This window comes from Marinobacter sp. NFXS11, from assembly GCF_040148675.1.
Classification (GTDB): Bacteria; Pseudomonadota; Gammaproteobacteria; order Pseudomonadales; family Oleiphilaceae; genus Marinobacter.
Window position 1 is genome coordinate 139,650 of sequence record NZ_JAGDDV010000004.1, and the last position, 16,462, is coordinate 156,111.

At 55.4% G+C, this 16,462-nt stretch carries 16 protein-coding genes; 2 read left to right on the forward strand and 14 right to left on the reverse strand.

Annotated elements, in window-relative coordinates; translation table 11 throughout:
- Nucleotides 1-30 precede the first annotated feature (30 nt).
- The 14 genes from J3362_RS19315 to J3362_RS19380 form a co-directional block, all read right to left on the reverse strand.
- Complete coding sequence (locus J3362_RS19315) at nucleotides 31-612, reverse strand: hypothetical protein (RefSeq protein ID WP_349521837.1); 582 nt, start codon at nucleotides 610-612, stop codon at nucleotides 31-33.
- Nucleotides 613-1,842 (reverse strand): type II secretion system F family protein, encoded by a 1,230-nt coding sequence (locus J3362_RS19320; RefSeq protein ID WP_014575978.1) that lies wholly within the window; start codon nucleotides 1,840-1,842, stop codon nucleotides 613-615.
- Nucleotides 1,842-3,611, reverse strand: a complete 1,770-nt coding sequence (locus J3362_RS19325) for a GspE/PulE family protein (protein WP_349521838.1) — start codon at nucleotides 3,609-3,611, stop codon at nucleotides 1,842-1,844. Before J3362_RS19325 ends, J3362_RS19320 begins: the two co-directional genes overlap by 1 nt.
- Entirely contained in the window at nucleotides 3,611-4,753 is a 1,143-nt protein-coding gene (locus tag J3362_RS19330) for a tetratricopeptide repeat protein (RefSeq protein WP_349521839.1), read from the reverse strand. The genes J3362_RS19325 and J3362_RS19330 overlap by 1 nt, the downstream gene beginning before the upstream one ends.
- On the reverse strand, nucleotides 4,750-5,589 hold the full coding sequence (locus J3362_RS19335) for an ExeA family protein (protein WP_349521840.1): 840 nt from the start codon (nucleotides 5,587-5,589) through the stop codon (nucleotides 4,750-4,752). Before J3362_RS19335 ends, J3362_RS19330 begins: the two co-directional genes overlap by 4 nt.
- A gap of 1 nt (nucleotide 5,590) precedes the next feature.
- Complete coding sequence (mshL, locus tag J3362_RS19340; RefSeq protein ID WP_349521841.1) at nucleotides 5,591-7,303, reverse strand: pilus (MSHA type) biogenesis protein MshL; 1,713 nt, start codon at nucleotides 7,301-7,303, stop codon at nucleotides 5,591-5,593.
- A gap of 17 nt (nucleotides 7,304-7,320) precedes the next feature.
- The gene (locus J3362_RS19345; protein WP_349521842.1) at nucleotides 7,321-7,626 is read right to left on the reverse strand and encodes a hypothetical protein; all 306 of its coding nucleotides are present in this window, start codon (nucleotides 7,624-7,626) and stop codon (nucleotides 7,321-7,323) included.
- A gap of 43 nt (nucleotides 7,627-7,669) precedes the next feature.
- A complete protein-coding gene (locus J3362_RS19350) occupies nucleotides 7,670-8,359 on the reverse strand; it encodes a type II secretion system protein GspM (protein WP_349521843.1) in 690 nt (229 codons plus the stop codon).
- Complete coding sequence (locus J3362_RS19355; RefSeq protein WP_349521844.1) at nucleotides 8,359-8,964, reverse strand: PilN domain-containing protein; 606 nt, start codon at nucleotides 8,962-8,964, stop codon at nucleotides 8,359-8,361. The genes J3362_RS19350 and J3362_RS19355 overlap by 1 nt, the downstream gene beginning before the upstream one ends.
- Nucleotides 8,961-9,866: a biogenesis protein MshI gene (locus tag J3362_RS19360; RefSeq protein WP_349521845.1), complete on the reverse strand. Its 906-nt coding sequence runs from the start codon at nucleotides 9,864-9,866 to the stop codon at nucleotides 8,961-8,963. The genes J3362_RS19355 and J3362_RS19360 overlap by 4 nt, the downstream gene beginning before the upstream one ends.
- Nucleotides 9,867-10,381: 515 nt before the next feature.
- Complete coding sequence (locus J3362_RS19365) at nucleotides 10,382-10,675, reverse strand: antitoxin Xre/MbcA/ParS toxin-binding domain-containing protein (RefSeq protein ID WP_349521846.1); 294 nt, start codon at nucleotides 10,673-10,675, stop codon at nucleotides 10,382-10,384.
- 237 nt (nucleotides 10,676-10,912) lie between these two features.
- Entirely contained in the window at nucleotides 10,913-13,093 is a 2,181-nt protein-coding gene (locus J3362_RS19370) for an AAA family ATPase (protein WP_349521847.1), read from the reverse strand.
- A complete protein-coding gene (locus tag J3362_RS19375; RefSeq protein ID WP_349521848.1) occupies nucleotides 13,081-13,560 on the reverse strand; it encodes a VPA1267 family protein in 480 nt (159 codons plus the stop codon). The genes J3362_RS19370 and J3362_RS19375 overlap by 13 nt, the downstream gene beginning before the upstream one ends.
- Entirely contained in the window at nucleotides 13,560-14,132 is a 573-nt protein-coding gene (locus tag J3362_RS19380) for a recombinase family protein (RefSeq protein ID WP_349521849.1), read from the reverse strand. Before J3362_RS19380 ends, J3362_RS19375 begins: the two co-directional genes overlap by 1 nt.
- Nucleotides 14,133-14,610: 478 nt before the next feature.
- Here J3362_RS19380 and J3362_RS19385 point away from each other — a divergent pair, with 478 nt between their 5' ends.
- Together J3362_RS19385 and J3362_RS19390 are read left to right on the forward strand one after the other, a co-directional pair.
- Entirely contained in the window at nucleotides 14,611-15,432 is an 822-nt protein-coding gene (locus J3362_RS19385) for an SMODS domain-containing nucleotidyltransferase (protein WP_349521850.1), read from the forward strand.
- A gap of 54 nt (nucleotides 15,433-15,486) precedes the next feature.
- On the forward strand, nucleotides 15,487-16,371 hold the full coding sequence (locus J3362_RS19390) for an S-4TM family putative pore-forming effector (RefSeq protein ID WP_349521851.1): 885 nt from the start codon (nucleotides 15,487-15,489) through the stop codon (nucleotides 16,369-16,371).
- The last annotated feature ends 91 nt before the right edge of the window (nucleotides 16,372-16,462 follow it).

Consider the following 16,462-nt stretch of genomic DNA (forward strand, 5'->3'; position numbering starts at 1 on the left):
ACCTCTTTCAGATTGTATCTTTGCGTCTGGTCAGCGTTGCGCATCCTGCGTTTGCGCTGCTTCTTCTGTCAACGACACAGGGGCCAGTTTTAACCCCGTCAGCCGTTCTTCCTGCTCCCGCATGCCATTTCCGTTGCGGTCTGCAAATTCTGTTGTCACTGCCCAGGCCAGAGGCTGCGCTTCATTGACTTGCCGACTGTCAATGGTTATCGGCTGCCCTGGTTTATAAATTAACCAGCCTTTGGGCCCGTTTTCTGTTTCTTTTTGTTCGCTAACGCGGAAGCACCAGGTGGCCGGTGCCAGTTGTTCGGCCTGGCACTGACCTGTGTAATTGCCCCACTGGTGTTCCACCAGCTCAAACGGGTTGATGCCCCGGTGCTCCGCAAGCCGCCCGCCGCGGCTCAGCATCACTTCTGCACCCTTGATGACCAGCGCCGATCTCAGCTGGCTGATCACCATATTGGCGGCCCGTTCCTCGGCGTTTCGTGCTTCCCGTTCCAGCACACCGAGCAAAAACCACCACAGAACGCCCAGCACGATTACCACGACTGCCAGACGAAACTTGCGGGAAAGCGCGTACCCGCTGGCGTCCGCCTGTTTTGCCGCTGGCACTCAGCCCCGCCCCATGGCGGCGGCCCCCAGGTCCCAGATCGGGAGAAACACACCCAGGGCCAGAATCAGAACCAGAATGCCCATGGCCACAATCAATATCGGTTCAATCGACTCCGCCAGCCGCTTGAGGCCGTAGTCGACATCCTCATCGTAAAAATCCGCCACGTTATTGAGCATGTCGTCCACAGAACCGGTTTCCTCACCCACGGCAATCATCTGAAGAATCAGCGGCGTGAACATTTCACTGTGCCGGGCGGTTCTGAGCAGGCTTTCGCCTCGCTCGATGCCGGCCCGCATATCCTTTATGTGGCTCGAGATCCACGCGTTATCGGTTGTGTCTGCCACCACGGTTAACGCGGTTGTAACGGGCATACCCGCGGACAGCATGGTGGCAAAGTTCCTCGAAAATCGGCTGAGCGTGATCAGTTCCAGCAGCGGTCCGATAATCGGCAGCTTGAGTTTGTAACGATCCCAGGTCAGCCGCCCCTGTTCCGTTTGTTTCCACTGCCGCAGCAGCAGTCCGCCAGCGGCAACGGCGAACAGCATCACGTACCAGTAGGCCAGGAGAAAATTGGAGGTGCCAACCAACACCTGGGTCAGGAACGGCAAGTCAGCCCCCAGCTTGTTGAACACCGATGCGAATTTGGGGATAACCAGAAAGTTCACGATCATCAGGGCCGATAACAGGGCAATGATGACAAACATCGGATAACGCATCGCCTGCTTCAGGCGCCGCTTGGTATCCCGTTCCAGCTCGAGAATCTCTGACAGGCGCCGGAAAGCGTCGTCCAGCATCCCGGTGTTCTCGCCTACGTGGATCATGGCAATGAACAGCTCCGAGAAGACTTTGGGATGCGCCTGCATGGCCGTCGCCATGGTTGTGCCGCCTTCAAGCCGTGTGGTCACATCCTCAAGCACTTCCGCCAACACCGGCGAACGCGTGGTCTCTGCCAGGCCACGCATGGTTCGGATCAGGGGGATGCCGGCCTTGGTCAGCGCATGCATCTGGCGGCAGAAGACAATCAGCTCATCGAGAGTGACCTTCTTGCGGAAGATCGGCAGACGATTCAATCGATCAATGACCGATTCCGTTTCCTGCACCTCCCGGATCGCGAGCGGAGTTATACCCCGGCGCATCAGTTCGGTGGCTGCGGCATCGGCATTCGGAGCGCCCAGCAAACCCTGCTGGACACCGCCACGATCATCCTTGCCCCGGTAGCTGAACTGCATCAGGCGCCTCCCCCGATCGGTTCATCCGGCAGGGGAATGTCATCCTCGGGCGAGAACTCGCCCTCGGATGTGGCGGCCACCCGCGCCACCTCTTCCAGTGTCGTCGTGCCCTGCAACGCGAAATCCATGGCGCACTGCCCCAGCGGCCGGTACAGGGGGCTCAGGCGGGCCGCTTTGGTGAACTCCGAGACATCCTGGCGTCGAAGAGCATCCAGCATCGCCTCGTTCATTTCCAGCATCTCGTAAACGCCGATCCGGCCCTTATAGCCGGTGTTGCTGCACTGGTAGCAACCACGGCCATGAACGAATCCGGCTTCCATATCCAGGGGATCCAGATCAAAGCTGCGCAGCCAGACCAGCTCCTGTTCCGTGGGCGTGTAGGCCTCGGCACAGTTGTCACAAACCCGCCGCACCAAGCGCTGGGCCACAACACCGAGCAGGGAGCTGGCCACCAGGAAGGGTTCCGCGCCCATATCGATCAGCCGCATGGCACTGCTGATGGAGTCGTTGGTGTGCAGGGTGGAGAGCACCAGGTGGCCGGTCATGGCCGCTCGCAGGCCGATTTCCACGGTTTCGCGATCCCGCATCTCCCCCACCAGGATCACGTCGGGATCCTGACGCAAGGCGGCCCGGAGAACATTGGCGAATTCCAGGCCGATTTTCGGGTTCACCTGCACCTGGGTAATCCGGGGCAGACGGTATTCCACCGGATCCTCGGCAGTGATGATTTTCACTTCCGGGCGGTTGAGCTCGGTCAAAGCGCCATAGAGCGTCGTCGTTTTACCGCTACCGGTGGGACCGGTCACCAGGATCATGCCGTGGGGTTTTTTGATCATGCGGCGGAACCGTTCCAGCAACTGAGCCGGCATTCCCGTTCCGTCGAGGTTCAACATGCCCTGGCTCTGGTCCAGCAAACGCATCACCACGGATTCGCCATACTGAACGGGCATGGTGGAGACCCGCACGTCGATACTGCGGCCCTTCACCCGAACGTTGAAACGCCCGTCCTGGGGCATCCGCTTCTCGGAGATGTTCAGGCCTGCCATCAGCTTCAGGCGCAATACCAGCGCGGCATTAACCCGCTTTTCCTTCATCACCTGTTCCTGCAGCACACCATCCACCCGCTGCCGGATGCGGACCACAGTCTCGTCCGGCTCAATGTGGATGTCCGAACTGCGCGCTTGAACAGCATCCTCGAACAGCGTTTGTAGCAGTTTGACCACCGGCGCTTCAGCGCTTTCGGATTCGGCGGAAAGATCCGCCAGGTCGAAGGCATCGTCGCCCAGTTCGTCTTCGAGCTCTTCCGCCAGCGATGCAATCTCATCGGTACGCCGGTACACCAGGTCAAGGGTGTTCAGCAGCTCGCTTTCCCGCACCACGGCCTGTTTGATGGGCTGCTTGAGAATGCGGACCAGCTCATCGTAGGCAAAGATATCCAGAGGATCGGCCATGCCCACCAGCAGTTCACCGCTATGCTCCGCCAGCACGATACTGCGGAACCGACGGGCCATGGCTTCCGGGAGTTTCTTTACCAGCTCATTGTTGAACTGGTAGTGACGCAGCTGCACAAAAGGTACATCGAGCTGACGAGACAGGATATTGAGCAGGCTGTCTTCGTCCACATAGCCAAGATCCGTCAGCGTCTTGCCAAGCTTGCGACCGGTACTCTTCTGCTCGCGCAGGGCCGTCATCAGCTGCTGCTCAGTGATAACGTCATTCTGAACCAGCAGGTCGCCTAACCGGACTTTCTTTTTTGGCTCTGTCGTCATCATCCCGCCTGCAAAGATTTCAGTCGTTCACGAACATAATCCGCCAGGGACGGCGAAAGCCCGGGTAACTGGGCGGCCTGGCTGTAGGCCCGAACCGCGCTATTGATCTCGCCGCCCGTCTCCAGGGCAATCGCCAGGCCTACCCACCAGGCCGCGCGGCTGTCGTCCTCGGCAATCAGGGCTGACCAGTGTCGGGCTGCCTCGGTATTGCGGCCTGCTTGCTGCAGCAAGGTTGCCAGGGTTACCCGATATTCCACGTTCTGGCGCACAGCGGGCACACTGAGCTCAAGGGCAGCGATTGCGTCAGGCAGCCTGCCCTTGGCGTGAAGCGCCCGGGCCCTGAGAAGCCGCAGACCGGCATCACCGTTCGTCACCGATTCCGGAAGCCATGACAGTGCCCTGTCCGGCATTTCCTGAACCAACATCTGACGCACGAATACTTCTCGGCTGGCCATCGCCGCCTGAGTCGCGGCCAGTTCCTGCAATTTTTGCTCGGCTTCCCGGGTATCCCCGCTTCTGAGTAAAGACGCCAGTTCGCGGCTGACCCGGCGATCGATAGCTTCGGGCGTCTCACGGACCTGCTTCACCGACGGCGTTGGTGCCTCTGTCTCCTGGGCAGGCTTGCTCTCTGCCACCACGGGCTCACTGACGGCCTCTTCAGGCTCGGAAGCCTGGCGTCTAACCGGTTCGGGCGTTGGCTCTGCCTCGAATGTCTGGACTGCTTCCCTGGCTTTGGGTTCAGGCTGTACCACGGCAGGGGGCTCAGGAGCTGGTGGCAGCTGGCTGACCGGCTCATTCTCGATCCCGGACACAGCGGGCTCGATGGTATCTTGCCCACCATCGGCAGACTGAGAATCGGCTGAACTCTTTTCGGTTCCGGCATCCTGATCAGTTGCCGGCGCCATGACGGTTTTCGGCGCTGGCGAGGCGCTCACATCGACAGGCATCTCTTCACTGCCGGTCCGAGTCATGAACCAGAAGGCAGACGCACCGACCAAACACGCGGCGAAGAGCAATAAGACTGTCCAGAGCCCGGAACGCGGGCGGCCCCGCGATTGCGACTGTCCGGCATAGGCCGCGGCCACCTCCGGTCGGTTCTGACGTTGTTCTGCGGCACGCAGGGCATCGTTCAGGAGGCTCATAGCCACCTCCCGATCAGGCCCGGCACCCGCACGCTTTCGGTGTCGCGGATGGCCTGCATCGCATGGCCCCGCTCGATGAGGCGGTCGCCCCGGCCCCAGGCCGCCAACATGGACTTGTGGGCAAGAACATTAACCAGCCTCGGAATACCACCGGAAGCCCGGGCAATCAGACGAAGCGCACCCGGCGCAAAAAGATCAGCGCCGTTATAGCCGGCCTGCGCCAGGCGATGACGCAGATACTGGGCAACCGAGTTCCGGTCCAGAGGCGCCAGGCGGTAGTGAAAGGTGATGCGTTGATTCAGTTGGCGCAGGCTCTGCTTTTTGAGCAGTACATCGAGTTCCGGCTGGCCAAACAGAACCACCTGCAGCAGCCGGACACTCTCGGTTTCCAGGTTCGTTAACAGACGCAACGCCTCGATGGTTTCCTCGGGCATGGCCTGGGCCTCGTCAATCACCAACACGACCGGCTTCTGCTCCATGGCATGGCTGATCAACTTTTCGTTGATAGCCTTGAGTACCTGGTGGGCATTGGCGCATCCGGACAGTTCCACACCCAGTTCTTCGGCTACCGCCTCGTAAAGGGTATCCGGGGTAAGCTGCGGGTTCGGGATATACGCAGTGTGGACAATAGGCTCGAGTTCGTTAAGCAGCAGCCGGCACAGCAGGGTCTTGCCGGTGCCGACCTCTCCGGAGATCTTGATGAAGCCCTCCCGCTCTTTCAGAGCCACCAACAGCAGCTCCAGCGCATCACCATGGCTGGGCGCCCGCAGAAAATAGCGGGTGTTGGGCGTCAATGCGAACGGTGCTTCCTGCAGTCCGAAATGGGCTTCGTACATGCTATCGAACGGCTTTCTCCGGTTCCGGTGTAACGGATTCAGACGACTGCAGCAACTCGCGCAGCACATTCATGCGCTCCCGGCTGGCGGACACGTCCGCGTTCATCTCCGGCGTTCCGGCCACAACCGGTCGCAGAAGGATGACCAGCTCGCTCTTGCGCGACTGGAATCTCCGCTGCTTGAAAAATTCGCCCACCAACGGGATCTCGCTGAAGAAGGGAACCGCGGAATTGTTGTCCTCACTGGAGTTCTGGATCAGACCACCGATCACCACGATCTGGCCGCTCTCGGCGCGGATCACGCTGTCGGTTTCACGAACCGTGCTGCTGGCCAGGGGCAGCGTGACGTCCCGCTCACCAATGGTGATCACCTTTTCCTGATCGGTCACCTCACTGACGGAGGGGTGCACGTGCAGGGTGATCACACCGCTTTCGGAAATCTGGGGAGTGACATCCAGCGAAATGCCGGAGAAGAAGGGGGTCAACTCCACGGAGGTTGATGTTGAATCTGTGGCTGTCACAGCGGAGTTGTTGTCATCAAAATCAATATCGGTGACAAAAAACTCGTCGGTACCGACTTTGATGACCGCCTTCTGGTTATTCACCGTTGAAATCCGGGGGCTGGAGAGAATCTGCACATTGCCCTGCTTCCCGAGCAGCTCGATCAGGCCGGTAAAATCGCCGGCGCGCACGCTGGCAGAAAACAGGCCTCCGATATCGGATGTCTGAATGACTTGACCGGCCAAAGCCTGCGCGGTGAAATCCTCCGGCAAACCATCTGAGGCAGTAATGCTGGACGCGCTCTGGATATCCGACCAATTAATGCCCTGCTGGTAGCCTTCGTTAAGCGCGATCTCCAGAATCTTCGCTTCCAGGATCACCTGACGCTGCATAATCAGCTCAGTGCGGCGCAGATACTCCTCAACCATGCGCAAATCCTCGGAACCGGCCCGGACCATAACCAGGCCGGCACCCGGATTGACGATCACCTGTTGGCCATCACCGCCACCGACAATCATGCTCAGGGCGCTTTGAATGTCTTTCCAGAAATCCGACGCCGTTTCCGTGGAAATGGTGGTTCCCACCAGGTTGCGCGTCTCGCCGGAACCGGTGCTGTCACCATTGCTATTGGAGCTACCGGAACTGCCACTGCGTGCCCCCGTCACCTGCCCGGAACTTACACGGGTCTCGGAGCCGCCCTTGCGTTTGAAATGCAGGTAATCAATGGGGAACATCCGCGTCTGGACCTGATCCGCTTGAACACGGAACAGTCGGCCATTGCGGCGGATATCCAGGCCATACAGATCGCCGGCAATATCCATGACTTCTGGTACGGTGACATCACCCAACCGAAGATTGATGCTGATAGTGACATCGGGATGAACCACAACGTTGTAGCGGGTTCCCTCGACCAGTGATTCAAAAAAGCTTGCGGCAGGCACGTCCCGGGCATTGACGTCAAAACGTTCGTCCAGATCGGCGCCTTCGGACAAGGGTGGTAGCAGCGCCGCACTGACGTCAGCAGGCAGTGGCACAGAAGCCGGATCCGACGTGGACGCTACCGGTTCTGGTTGCGTGGCCTCTTCGAGGCTTTGGTCTATGGCGTCCGCAGCATCGGTTGAGGTAGCTGTCGCCGAGCGCATCAACGGGTTGTTACTGCACGCCGTCAATATCAGGCTCAACGCCAGTGCGCCAGTGATTTTAATGGTTGTCATGAATATCCGATTGTCTGTCATTGAGTTCCCCGAACCTGCGGAAGTCTCTCCAGGTACAACACCCGTTCGCGGCCGTTATCCATTACCAGAACCCGATTGGCGTAAATCCGGATAACCCGCACGTTGTCAAAACCCTGGCCTTCCCTGAGGGCCTCACCTTCGATTACGGCGACACGCCTGTCCTTGCTGAAAAGAATGGAATCCAGAGCCAGTGACCGCTCTGGCGCCGGCTTGGCAACTGTGGCCTGCGGACCCGGCGGCCGGGTCGGATCCTGCAATGCATGGGCCGGGCCCGCACAAAAAAGCACAGAGCCGAGCGCCATGCCAAACCACCGACTTGCTGTCTTATTCAGGCGTCTGCTCATCTCATACCCCCAGCCAGGCCTGATCCAGGCTCAGTGTTTGCACTCTGATGACCGCCTCACCCGAGGGCCAGTCTCCCGCGCTGTATTCCAGCCTGATCCAGCCGAGGCGCTCATCCATCGCCTCCAGCCGCTGCAGGTAATTCAGTACATCGAGGTAGCTCCCTTTGATCCGGAGCTCGACATCGTGGGCATACAGCAGTGGCTCAGGCGCCGCCTGCGGCTCCTGAGACGAATGCTCCGGTGCACCCGGTGCGAAAACCGGGGTTGGAGTCTGTAGCTCGAGTGCCTGCAACTCCAGCGATTCCTGGGCTGCCAGAATATTCCTGAGAAGTGCCACCATCACTGTGGGTGCGATCAATTGCCCCGTGGTATCCGCGATCTGCTGATCGAGCCGTTCCAGTCTCTGTTGCCGGGCGTTTAGCTGACTGCGCAACTCCCGGGAGGGATCGGTCGCGAGCTGTGCATTAAGCGTCTGTTGCTGCGCAAGCAGGTCATCCCGACTGGTGGACAGCATCTGGAGGCGATTCTCCAGGCTCTGGTGCCGTTGCTGCAATGGCGTAACCGCAAGCTCCCAGACCACAACCAGGACGAGCACCAGCGCTGTGAGCAGAATCAGTGCCCGCTCACGAATCGGGCGCAGGTTATACCACTGCGCCGCTCGTGCCAGGGAGGTGTTGGACCCATCCGCCATCAGTTGGCCTCACCGTCGCGTTTACTGGAAACATGAAAATCGATCCACCGGCCCTCGTCTGACCGTGACAACCGGAAGACACCAAAAGTTTTTCCGGCAAAGGCCGCCTCGCCCCCCAGATTTTCAAGGTATAGGGGCACCAGAGAGCCATCACGGCTTCGCCCCTCAATGGTGACTCTGTCCGGGCTCGACTCGAGAGTAACGTCGGTTAGCCAGACGTCTTTCGGAATCTGCCGGGCCAGAGCTGACAATTGCGGCGAAAAACTGCGGCCTTCCGAGAGCACCAGACTCTCCACCCGTTCCAGCAAACGCTGGCGACGGGCAAGGGTCTGGGTTACGCGGTTCAGAGCCTCCTCCACTTCCGCATCCGGCTGGCGGGCTTGAACCGCCGCTGAAAGCTCCGCCACGGCCTGCTCAAGCTGCTGATTCTGCCGGTCCAGACGCGAGGCCTTGTTGGCCATCACGGAGTTCTCGTAAGTCAGGAAACCGGCCACTAACGCCACCAGCAGCAACCCCACTAGCAGAACACCAACCGCCGTCCCCGCCTGGAGCCTTTCCTTATGCGGGCGAAGCTCGTCTGTGTACAGATTGACCTGCTGGATCATGGGCGCCCGCCCTCCGGCATTGGCAAGCATGCGCTCCAGGCAGGCAGGCAACGGCTGTCCAGATCGGCCTGAAGGCCCAGGGCGTTCCAGTCGAGGGTTTCGATACCAGCAGCCACATAGGAGGAGAGCATGGAGGCGAGTGGCAGGACACTGTCACGGGCGACAAGACGGATCATCGCCGGCGGCACCTGGCCCAGCTGGCTTTCGTAGTAATCGAGGGAACGCTGCATTTCCAGAGCCAACGACTGAACGGCCGATTCCTGGCTGGCAGCATCACGCAGGTCTTCGGAGGTCACATCCAGTTTGCGCGACAGATACAGGGTGTTGTCTCTGCAGATCACCATCTGGCCGTAATTGTCTTTCAAATGCACCAGTGCTGCCCCGCGACGATTCTCATCCAGCCTGCACACCAGGTTTCGCAACGCCAGCTCAGCGATATCAATGCGGTCCAGCTCCAGCCCCGCCTCCTGAACCAGCCGAACCAGTTCCGAGACCAGAGCTTTCCGGGCCGCGACCACGTTAACCAGCTCACCGCGGCCACGGGAAGCATCCCGGGGAAAGGGGAATACATCAGAAACGGCTTCGGACGGGCTGAAGTCCAGAAAATCCTTCAACTTCCACTTGAGAGCATCGCCCAGCTCCGATTCCTCAATGCCTTCCGGGCGATCCATCTGGAATACCTGATACTGGTCCAGAGGCAGCACAAGTGTCGTCGCAGCGCCCGACCAACCCTGACTTTCCACCAACGCGGCGAGGGTTTCCAGACGCCTGGCAGGCAGACAATCACTGAAGCCCGATCGCCCTGCTTCGGATCCGGCGGATTCCGCCCAGGCGATGCCGTCCGGGCGAATCTCAAGGCAGACCCGCAGACGTGCCCCGGAGCTTCTGAACAGGGCTGTCAATTTTTGTAATATCGGTATCTTTGTCATGGGGTCCGCAAAAAGGATCCGAAGGCCACTCGCCAGCCTTACATCACTATTATATTGCCCAAAAAACCGGCGCTTTCTACGATGGATTACATAATAGATGAGAAAGCGAACGTAACTCTACGTTTTTTTGGCTAATTTCACACCGTTTTTGCAAGTCAGTAACAATAAAGCCCCCGCAAGGCGGGGGCTTTATTCACTTCGGATGCTCAAATCCCGTTTCCCTTCTCAGGGAATTTAGAACGGAAGTACCTAGTAAAATGTCTCATGCAACGCAGGGTGGGTGGGTTGAATGCCACCTACCACTGAGGATTACAGCAATCCCACCAAGATCGAAAATTTTTTCTGTAACGGTTTCTGTAATATTTGTGTCGTGTTTCCCTCAAAACTACACCAAAATCGTTACAAAAAATTTTATCGAACATAGGCACCTTAACACCTGCCTTTTGACGTGTACAAAACACCATCAAGCCTCAATGCCTGTGCTCAGCTTAAGCGTTGTAAGCATGATATTTGAGGTACTTCTGCACTCGTTCCGCGTTTCCTGCCAACATCACCTCAAGGGGAGGCATCCCGTCGAATGCCCGATTGGGGCGCAGCGGCCATTCATTAGCTCGATCTAGGTTCTCTGAATAAATCACCTGAAGAGATTCGTAAATCGATAGCAATGATAGGAGATGCTCCTGCTTGCTCAGGAACTGGTCTCTCCGCTCTCTCTCTAATCCCCATGAATCCAGTATCCGAGACGCTTCACCAAGACGTTTATCGGGCTTAGCAGCATCCATACCGTCTCCTTGCTGTGTAACGCGATGTGAATCTCACGCCCAGTATAGCGGAGAAGATAGGAGGAAGTGGAAGTAGAACGCGGAGCACCACAAGTAGGACAAACCCTCTAAAGGTGGAGATCGCCTGAGCTTCAAGAGACTTGCAATGGGCCGCACCGCGCTGCGCTGCGAACTGGCCAGGGCCGAGGGCAAGGCGCAACTTAGTGTAGCGGCTAGTAGGCTAATCGGCTCAATCGTCTATACTTTTTCACGGTGAAGATGGTCAATGAGATTGGTAAGCATTGTTTTCCGCCGAAAAGCTTTTGGTGCAGCTTTTACGAACCGCCCGAACACGAGGGGATCGCCGATAATGTGGACCTCAGACGCTGCCCTTGTAATCGCTGTATAAATCCAACTGCGGTCCAATAATTTAGTGTCTTGAATCAAGACAATGACCCGCTTGAATTGGCTTCCTTGGGCATCCTGGAGGGTCATGGCGTACCCCAAACTGAGCGCGTCAATTAAGCCTCCTTGCAGATCGACCTTTTCGCCCGTATCCAGCGCGACAGTGCCAATCACGTCATCAACTTGGCCAACGCTGACCAGCTCGCCAAGCGATCCATCCTGAACTCCAGCACCAGGATGATTCTCAGTAAAAAGTACTTGGTCGTTCAGCCTGAACCGAAGAGGAAAATCCTCACTATTAAGATTGAAGTTAAGCAGTGGTGACTCACTGTTCATCCGCTCTTGAATCTCACGATTGACCTCATCGACTAAAACTACCGTTGGCGCGATTACTCGGGAGTCATGAGGTTTCTCCACATAGAGTTCAACAGCCTTATTCTTAGCCTGATGGAGATCTAGGACCTCATGGAAATAAATGTTGCCTACACTGAGCGGCTCGGGAATCTCACCAGCGCTTACAGCCTTAGAATACTCAGGTATCTCGGCGGCCCCCTGTTGACACTTTACGATATCCAACATCGTATTTGGCACGTGTATTGAGAGCACAAGATCATGCAATATTTTTCCCATACCAATGGGCGGCAACTGACCTAGATCTCCCACCAAAACTAACTTACAAGCAGGATTGATGTGGTTGATGATCCGAAACATTGTGGGAAGATCTGTCGTCGAAGCATCATCGATGGCCAGCAAGGCTCTATCATCTGTCACTGGGTCTTCTAGCAGGAATCGTGCAATGGTCATCGCCGTGCAGCCAACGGACTCTTGCAGACGCATTGCAGCGCGATCAGATAAAGCGATAGCGCGAATATTGTACCCCATGCGATCAGCGGCTTTTAGAACAGTCGAGAGCACTGTGGTCTTACCGGTTCCGGCACCTCCTGTGATCGCACTAATCCCCGAAGAGAGAATCTTAGAAACGGCAAGCTCCTGCTGATTGGTCAGATCATAGGGAAGCTCGCCAATTACGCCATTCACAGTTTCGACCTCTACCTCGGTTAACGGCCTTCTGAGATCGATTAGGTGCTTGATACGCGTGGCGACAACCAGCTCCTGTGTTGCAGCAACAGCATCATGAAAGCGACCATCCTCATGATACACAGCAATAGCTGGAGAGCCTTTCAGCCACTCAATGCCCTTCTTATGGTGAGCGGGCGATTTCAGATAATCAGAGGCTCTTGTTTTTAGCTGACTCGCCTTGACCCACGTACTACCATCCTTCATTCGATCTTTGAGAGCCTGGACCACCCCTGCCTGAATTCTTTCCTGGGGATACCTGTCACGTTCCCAGGCATGCCCAAAGCGATGCTTAAGGATGTTGTCGACGTCTTTAAAACTCAGCCCAAAATAAATCAGCTTGTAAGGGTCAGACTTGATCGCCTCAACAGCTCCAAGGCTCTGGTGCTTGAGAACTCTCTTCTGGACTGCACGGGGAATTCGGGCTTTCGACATCCAAGCGGTATGCCTAAGATTCGCATATTTTTCATAACCGGCGCGCAACGCCTGAATAGAATGCGTGGAGAGCAGCCCTGAGAGGGCATCAAGGTCGTTAGGAGTGCCAGCAGTCAGCATGCGGTGTATGTCCTCACCGAACCTAGCCCATAACTGATGCGCCTTGCGAGCCCCTACACCCCTAAAAGCTTTGTCATCGCTGATAAACTGAACAAAGGTCTCGCCGGTATGTGGTAACAAAAACTCCAGATTATCGGGCTCTCGGTATTGATGCTCTTGCTTTTTGATTCTCCCGTAGTCATGCGAATAGGTGCGCTTGTGGCCTTCGACTCTCCAGATCTGCCCAGGAACCGGATCTACAGGCAAGCATTCGGAACTCGCTATAACAGACACACTGTACTTTGCAGACGCAATGGACTGCCCCTCACGCACGGGCACACCTCGGATAATCGTGGCCCTAGAGCGCCGAAAAGGGACTTGCGTGACCCGAATAAGCTCAGAAGCCGTGGTTAGCTCGGGCATTTGAGAAACACCATCAAACCATCGTTCACCGCGTCAACCGTCTCCCGGCTAGAAGCAAGGTTCGACTTAAGCCGTGTATTTTCTCGCTGCAATTGTTCGAGCTTTACTTTTAGGTCTTGATTCTCGGCCTCAAGCTTCGCCAAGCGACTATGATCCGACGCACTTCCCTTAGAGGATAAATCATAGAGCTTCCGCTCTGATTGAGACGCACCTCCTGCCTCGATTAGCGACGACGGCAGCACGCCACTCTCACGAAGTCTGTTTTCTAAATCCTCTAGCTCGGCTTTTATTTTTTCATTTTTTTTGATCGCCTGGTCTGACAGGCCTGCAAGCTTTTTTATTTTTTGCCTGTTCAAGATACCTCTCGGGCCATACACGATCTGCCGAAAATCATCATCCGACATGGAGTCGGCCCATTCTCGAAATTTTTCAAGATAGATTTGTCCTTGCTCCTGCGGGCTGACCATTAAGCCTCCCGAAAGCGCTTCAAAGCCGCGTATAACGTTGTACGACTTACATCATATTCTTTTGCCAGATCGCTTTTAGCCCTTCCCTCGGAAAGCTTCTGATTGATTTCCGCAAGATTCTCATCAGATAAGGATTTCCGTCGACCAATCTGCTTTCCACGCTTCCTTGCGGCCTCTAGCCCCTCTCTCCTCCGCTGCCCGATAAGGCCCCGCTCGAATTCGGCAAATGCGCCAAGCATATGCAGCATCAAAGAAGCCATGGGGTCGTCTTTCTGGGGAGCAAACGTCAGGTTCTCTGAATGGAATTGGATTTTCACGTCGCGCTTTACAAGGTCATCTACGATTGAAAGCAAGTCAGACATGTTGCGGGCGAGGCGATCAATGCTGTGTACATGCAGAGTGTCGTGCTCTCTCAAATAATCGAGACAGAGACTGAGCACTTCTCTGGATCCTGCATTTCTCGCTGAAACCTTTTCGGAAAAGACTTTATCCAACTCGATACCATCGAGTTGGCGATCAGTCTTCTGGCTTGCTGTCGACACCCTGATATATCCAACTTGCTTTCCTGACATAGAATCCCCCAAACTGTTCATAATTCATTATATGCTTTATGAACACAATGTAAAGAAATAAATAATGAAGTTTTATGAACACCATTTTTATAGTCATGGAGGCACTCAAAATAACTGTTCATAAAGTATAGGTTGTTGAACAGCCGACCAACTTTGATTGCCTTCATTTATAGAGAGGCCTCTAACTCTTCCCTAACCTCATTGTTTGGATAGTTCAGTGAGAGCGACGCACCCGAGTTGCTAGCGCTCTGTACTTCGAATTTTGCTTCAATATCTTTTATTAGCCGATAGATTTATCAATGTTGATGGCCATAAGGTGCGCTCACATGTAGTGTGGCTGATTTGGAGCCAGCCATACTCGCCAAAAGCTTGAGCCAAAGATGATATAGATTTGCGGTCTGGCCGAATCCGAAAATTGGTCGAGGAATTTGCATCGAATAGCAGGAAATCAGACAGTGTTTCAACAGGAGTGAAACAAGTGACATCAGCAAATCAATGGCTCGCTAATCTGACCAGCTTATACACACCGACATCAACACAGTTTGATAAAGCGCGTAGTCACCGGGCCGCTATAGAGGCTCGTTTAGATGTATTCCTTGGGATACATGAGATGTTTGAAATTGGCTCTTTGCGGCACGGAACGGGCGTTTGGCTGCATAGCGATGCTGACTACCTCGTTTCATTAAAGGGCATACAGCCGGCTTCCCCCTGGACAATGCTCAGCAAAGTCAAGGCCCAGCTCCAAGCACGCTTTACGAACACCCCGATTGTCACTCGCACGCCAGCAATTGTCTGTAAATTCAGCGATTGCGACGTCGAGGTTGTACCGGCATATGCAGCCCACAATGGATATAACATTGCTAATCCGAGAGGGGGATGGATGCTTACCCACCCCAAAGATCACAATAGTTACGTCACTGCGGTGAATACAAGACATAACGGAGCCGTCAAGAGGCTAGCTCGACAAGTTAAGCTTTGGAAGTATGAACGGAATGTTCCAGTTTCTTCTTGCTACCTTGAGATGCGAACCGCCAAGCATATGGATGGAGAGACAGCATATGTCGCACTATGGGACCTCTACCTAACGTTAAGAAAAATGCGCGATACCTCTCTAGCGGCCATGAACGATCCTACGGGGCTTGGTTCTCGATTTGGCGCATGCTCATCGGAGGCAAATAGGTTAGAGGCTATGTCCAAGCTCAACACGGCGGTTGATCGTGCACTGAAAGCAAAGGACTACGCCAAAGAAGGCTTTGAAGATTTGGCGATCTCACAATTAAGGCTTCTTTTCGACCGCTAAGGATCTTAACTAATGTGTAGCTCGGCTTCATATCATCCCCCTGCCAGCAAGATCATGCAATTGCGTCAGAACGAGGACGAATCTCTCCGACTATTGCTTGCGCAGCGTCGTTTGTACTCGCGCGCAAAAAGATACCTCTCCGCACGGTTGAATGGCATGATCATAATCGGAATTGGCGCGCCCTTAGTCTCTTTAATTTGGCAAGAGGCAGCATTTCTGACCGGGGCAATTGCTGGAATCTGGGTCTTCCTCAGTCGAACGTGGCTCTCAGCGCGGGAGCGCCTACTAAAAGGACAAGCCGCCTACGTCCAAGAAAGATTTGATTTTCGTGTGTTCGCAATGCCAGAAGCAGCAAACCGAATCATCAAAGTCTCTCCAGAAAAAATTGCCCTGGAAACAGCAGAGATCAATGATCTTCACCAAGTCGCCCAGGATCAGCACGTTTTTGATTGGTATCCAATCAACCCTGAGGATCCCGGAGCCGTATCTGTGGCGATTTCACAACGCGCCAATGCTTCATACTCCGATCAACTTTTGGGCAAAACCGCGTTCGCCTGGACAGCTTGCATGAGCATTTGGGCAATGGTCCTGATTGTCGCCTGCACCATAATTGGGCTGAGTTTAAGCGATTTTTTAATTGGTATATTCCTGCCCCTTTTGCCCGCCGCGCTCGACATTTCAGATTTTAGAAGTAGTGTCCGCAAGGCTGCGGGCGAACAGAGAGAATTGGCCTCAGCAATCCAACGAAGATTGGAGGATCGAAAAACGACGATTCAGCCCGGTGAATTGCAAGTTTGGCAAGATCGCCTCTTTGAGATTCGAAGCACTTCACCCCTTGTCCCTGACAAACTTTACTGGGGGTCGCGCAACAAAAATGAGGCGGCAATGCATTCCGCCTCTAGTGGATTTCGTCGTCGTGAAACTCAGAGCGAGGAATGACTGCACTTTCCAAAAGATAGAATCTCGGTTAGCCAATGCCTCGCAACCCGTGATCATTGCCCGGCGACGATGCAACCTCAGCGCAAACAGG

Excerpts from the sequence above, each read along its gene's own strand:
- J3362_RS19320 (WP_014575978.1), bottom strand. The coding sequence starts at position 1,842 with ATGCAGTTCAGCTACCGGGGCAAGGATGATCGTGGCGGTGTCCAGCAG.
- J3362_RS19325 (WP_349521838.1), bottom strand. The coding sequence starts at position 3,611 with ATGACGACAGAGCCAAAAAAGAAAGTCCGGTTAGGCGACCTGCTGGTT.
- J3362_RS19330 (WP_349521839.1), bottom strand. The coding sequence starts at position 4,753 with ATGAGCCTCCTGAACGATGCCCTGCGTGCCGCAGAACAACGTCAGAAC.
- J3362_RS19335 (WP_349521840.1), bottom strand. The coding sequence starts at position 5,589 with ATGTACGAAGCCCATTTCGGACTGCAGGAAGCACCGTTCGCATTGACG.
- mshL (WP_349521841.1), bottom strand. The coding sequence starts at position 7,303 with ATGACAACCATTAAAATCACTGGCGCACTGGCGTTGAGCCTGATATTG.
- J3362_RS19345 (WP_349521842.1), bottom strand. The coding sequence starts at position 7,626 with ATGGCGCTCGGCTCTGTGCTTTTTTGTGCGGGCCCGGCCCATGCATTG.
- J3362_RS19350 (WP_349521843.1), bottom strand. The coding sequence starts at position 8,359 with ATGGCGGATGGGTCCAACACCTCCCTGGCACGAGCGGCGCAGTGGTAT.
- J3362_RS19355 (WP_349521844.1), bottom strand. The coding sequence starts at position 8,964 with ATGATCCAGCAGGTCAATCTGTACACAGACGAGCTTCGCCCGCATAAG.
- J3362_RS19365 (WP_349521846.1), bottom strand. The coding sequence starts at position 10,675 with ATGGATGCTGCTAAGCCCGATAAACGTCTTGGTGAAGCGTCTCGGATA.
- J3362_RS19370 (WP_349521847.1), bottom strand. The coding sequence starts at position 13,093 with ATGCCCGAGCTAACCACGGCTTCTGAGCTTATTCGGGTCACGCAAGTC.
- J3362_RS19375 (WP_349521848.1), bottom strand. The coding sequence starts at position 13,560 with ATGGTCAGCCCGCAGGAGCAAGGACAAATCTATCTTGAAAAATTTCGA.
- J3362_RS19380 (WP_349521849.1), bottom strand. The coding sequence starts at position 14,132 with ATGTCAGGAAAGCAAGTTGGATATATCAGGGTGTCGACAGCAAGCCAG.
- J3362_RS19390 (WP_349521851.1), top strand. The coding sequence starts at position 15,487 with ATGCAATTGCGTCAGAACGAGGACGAATCTCTCCGACTATTGCTTGCG.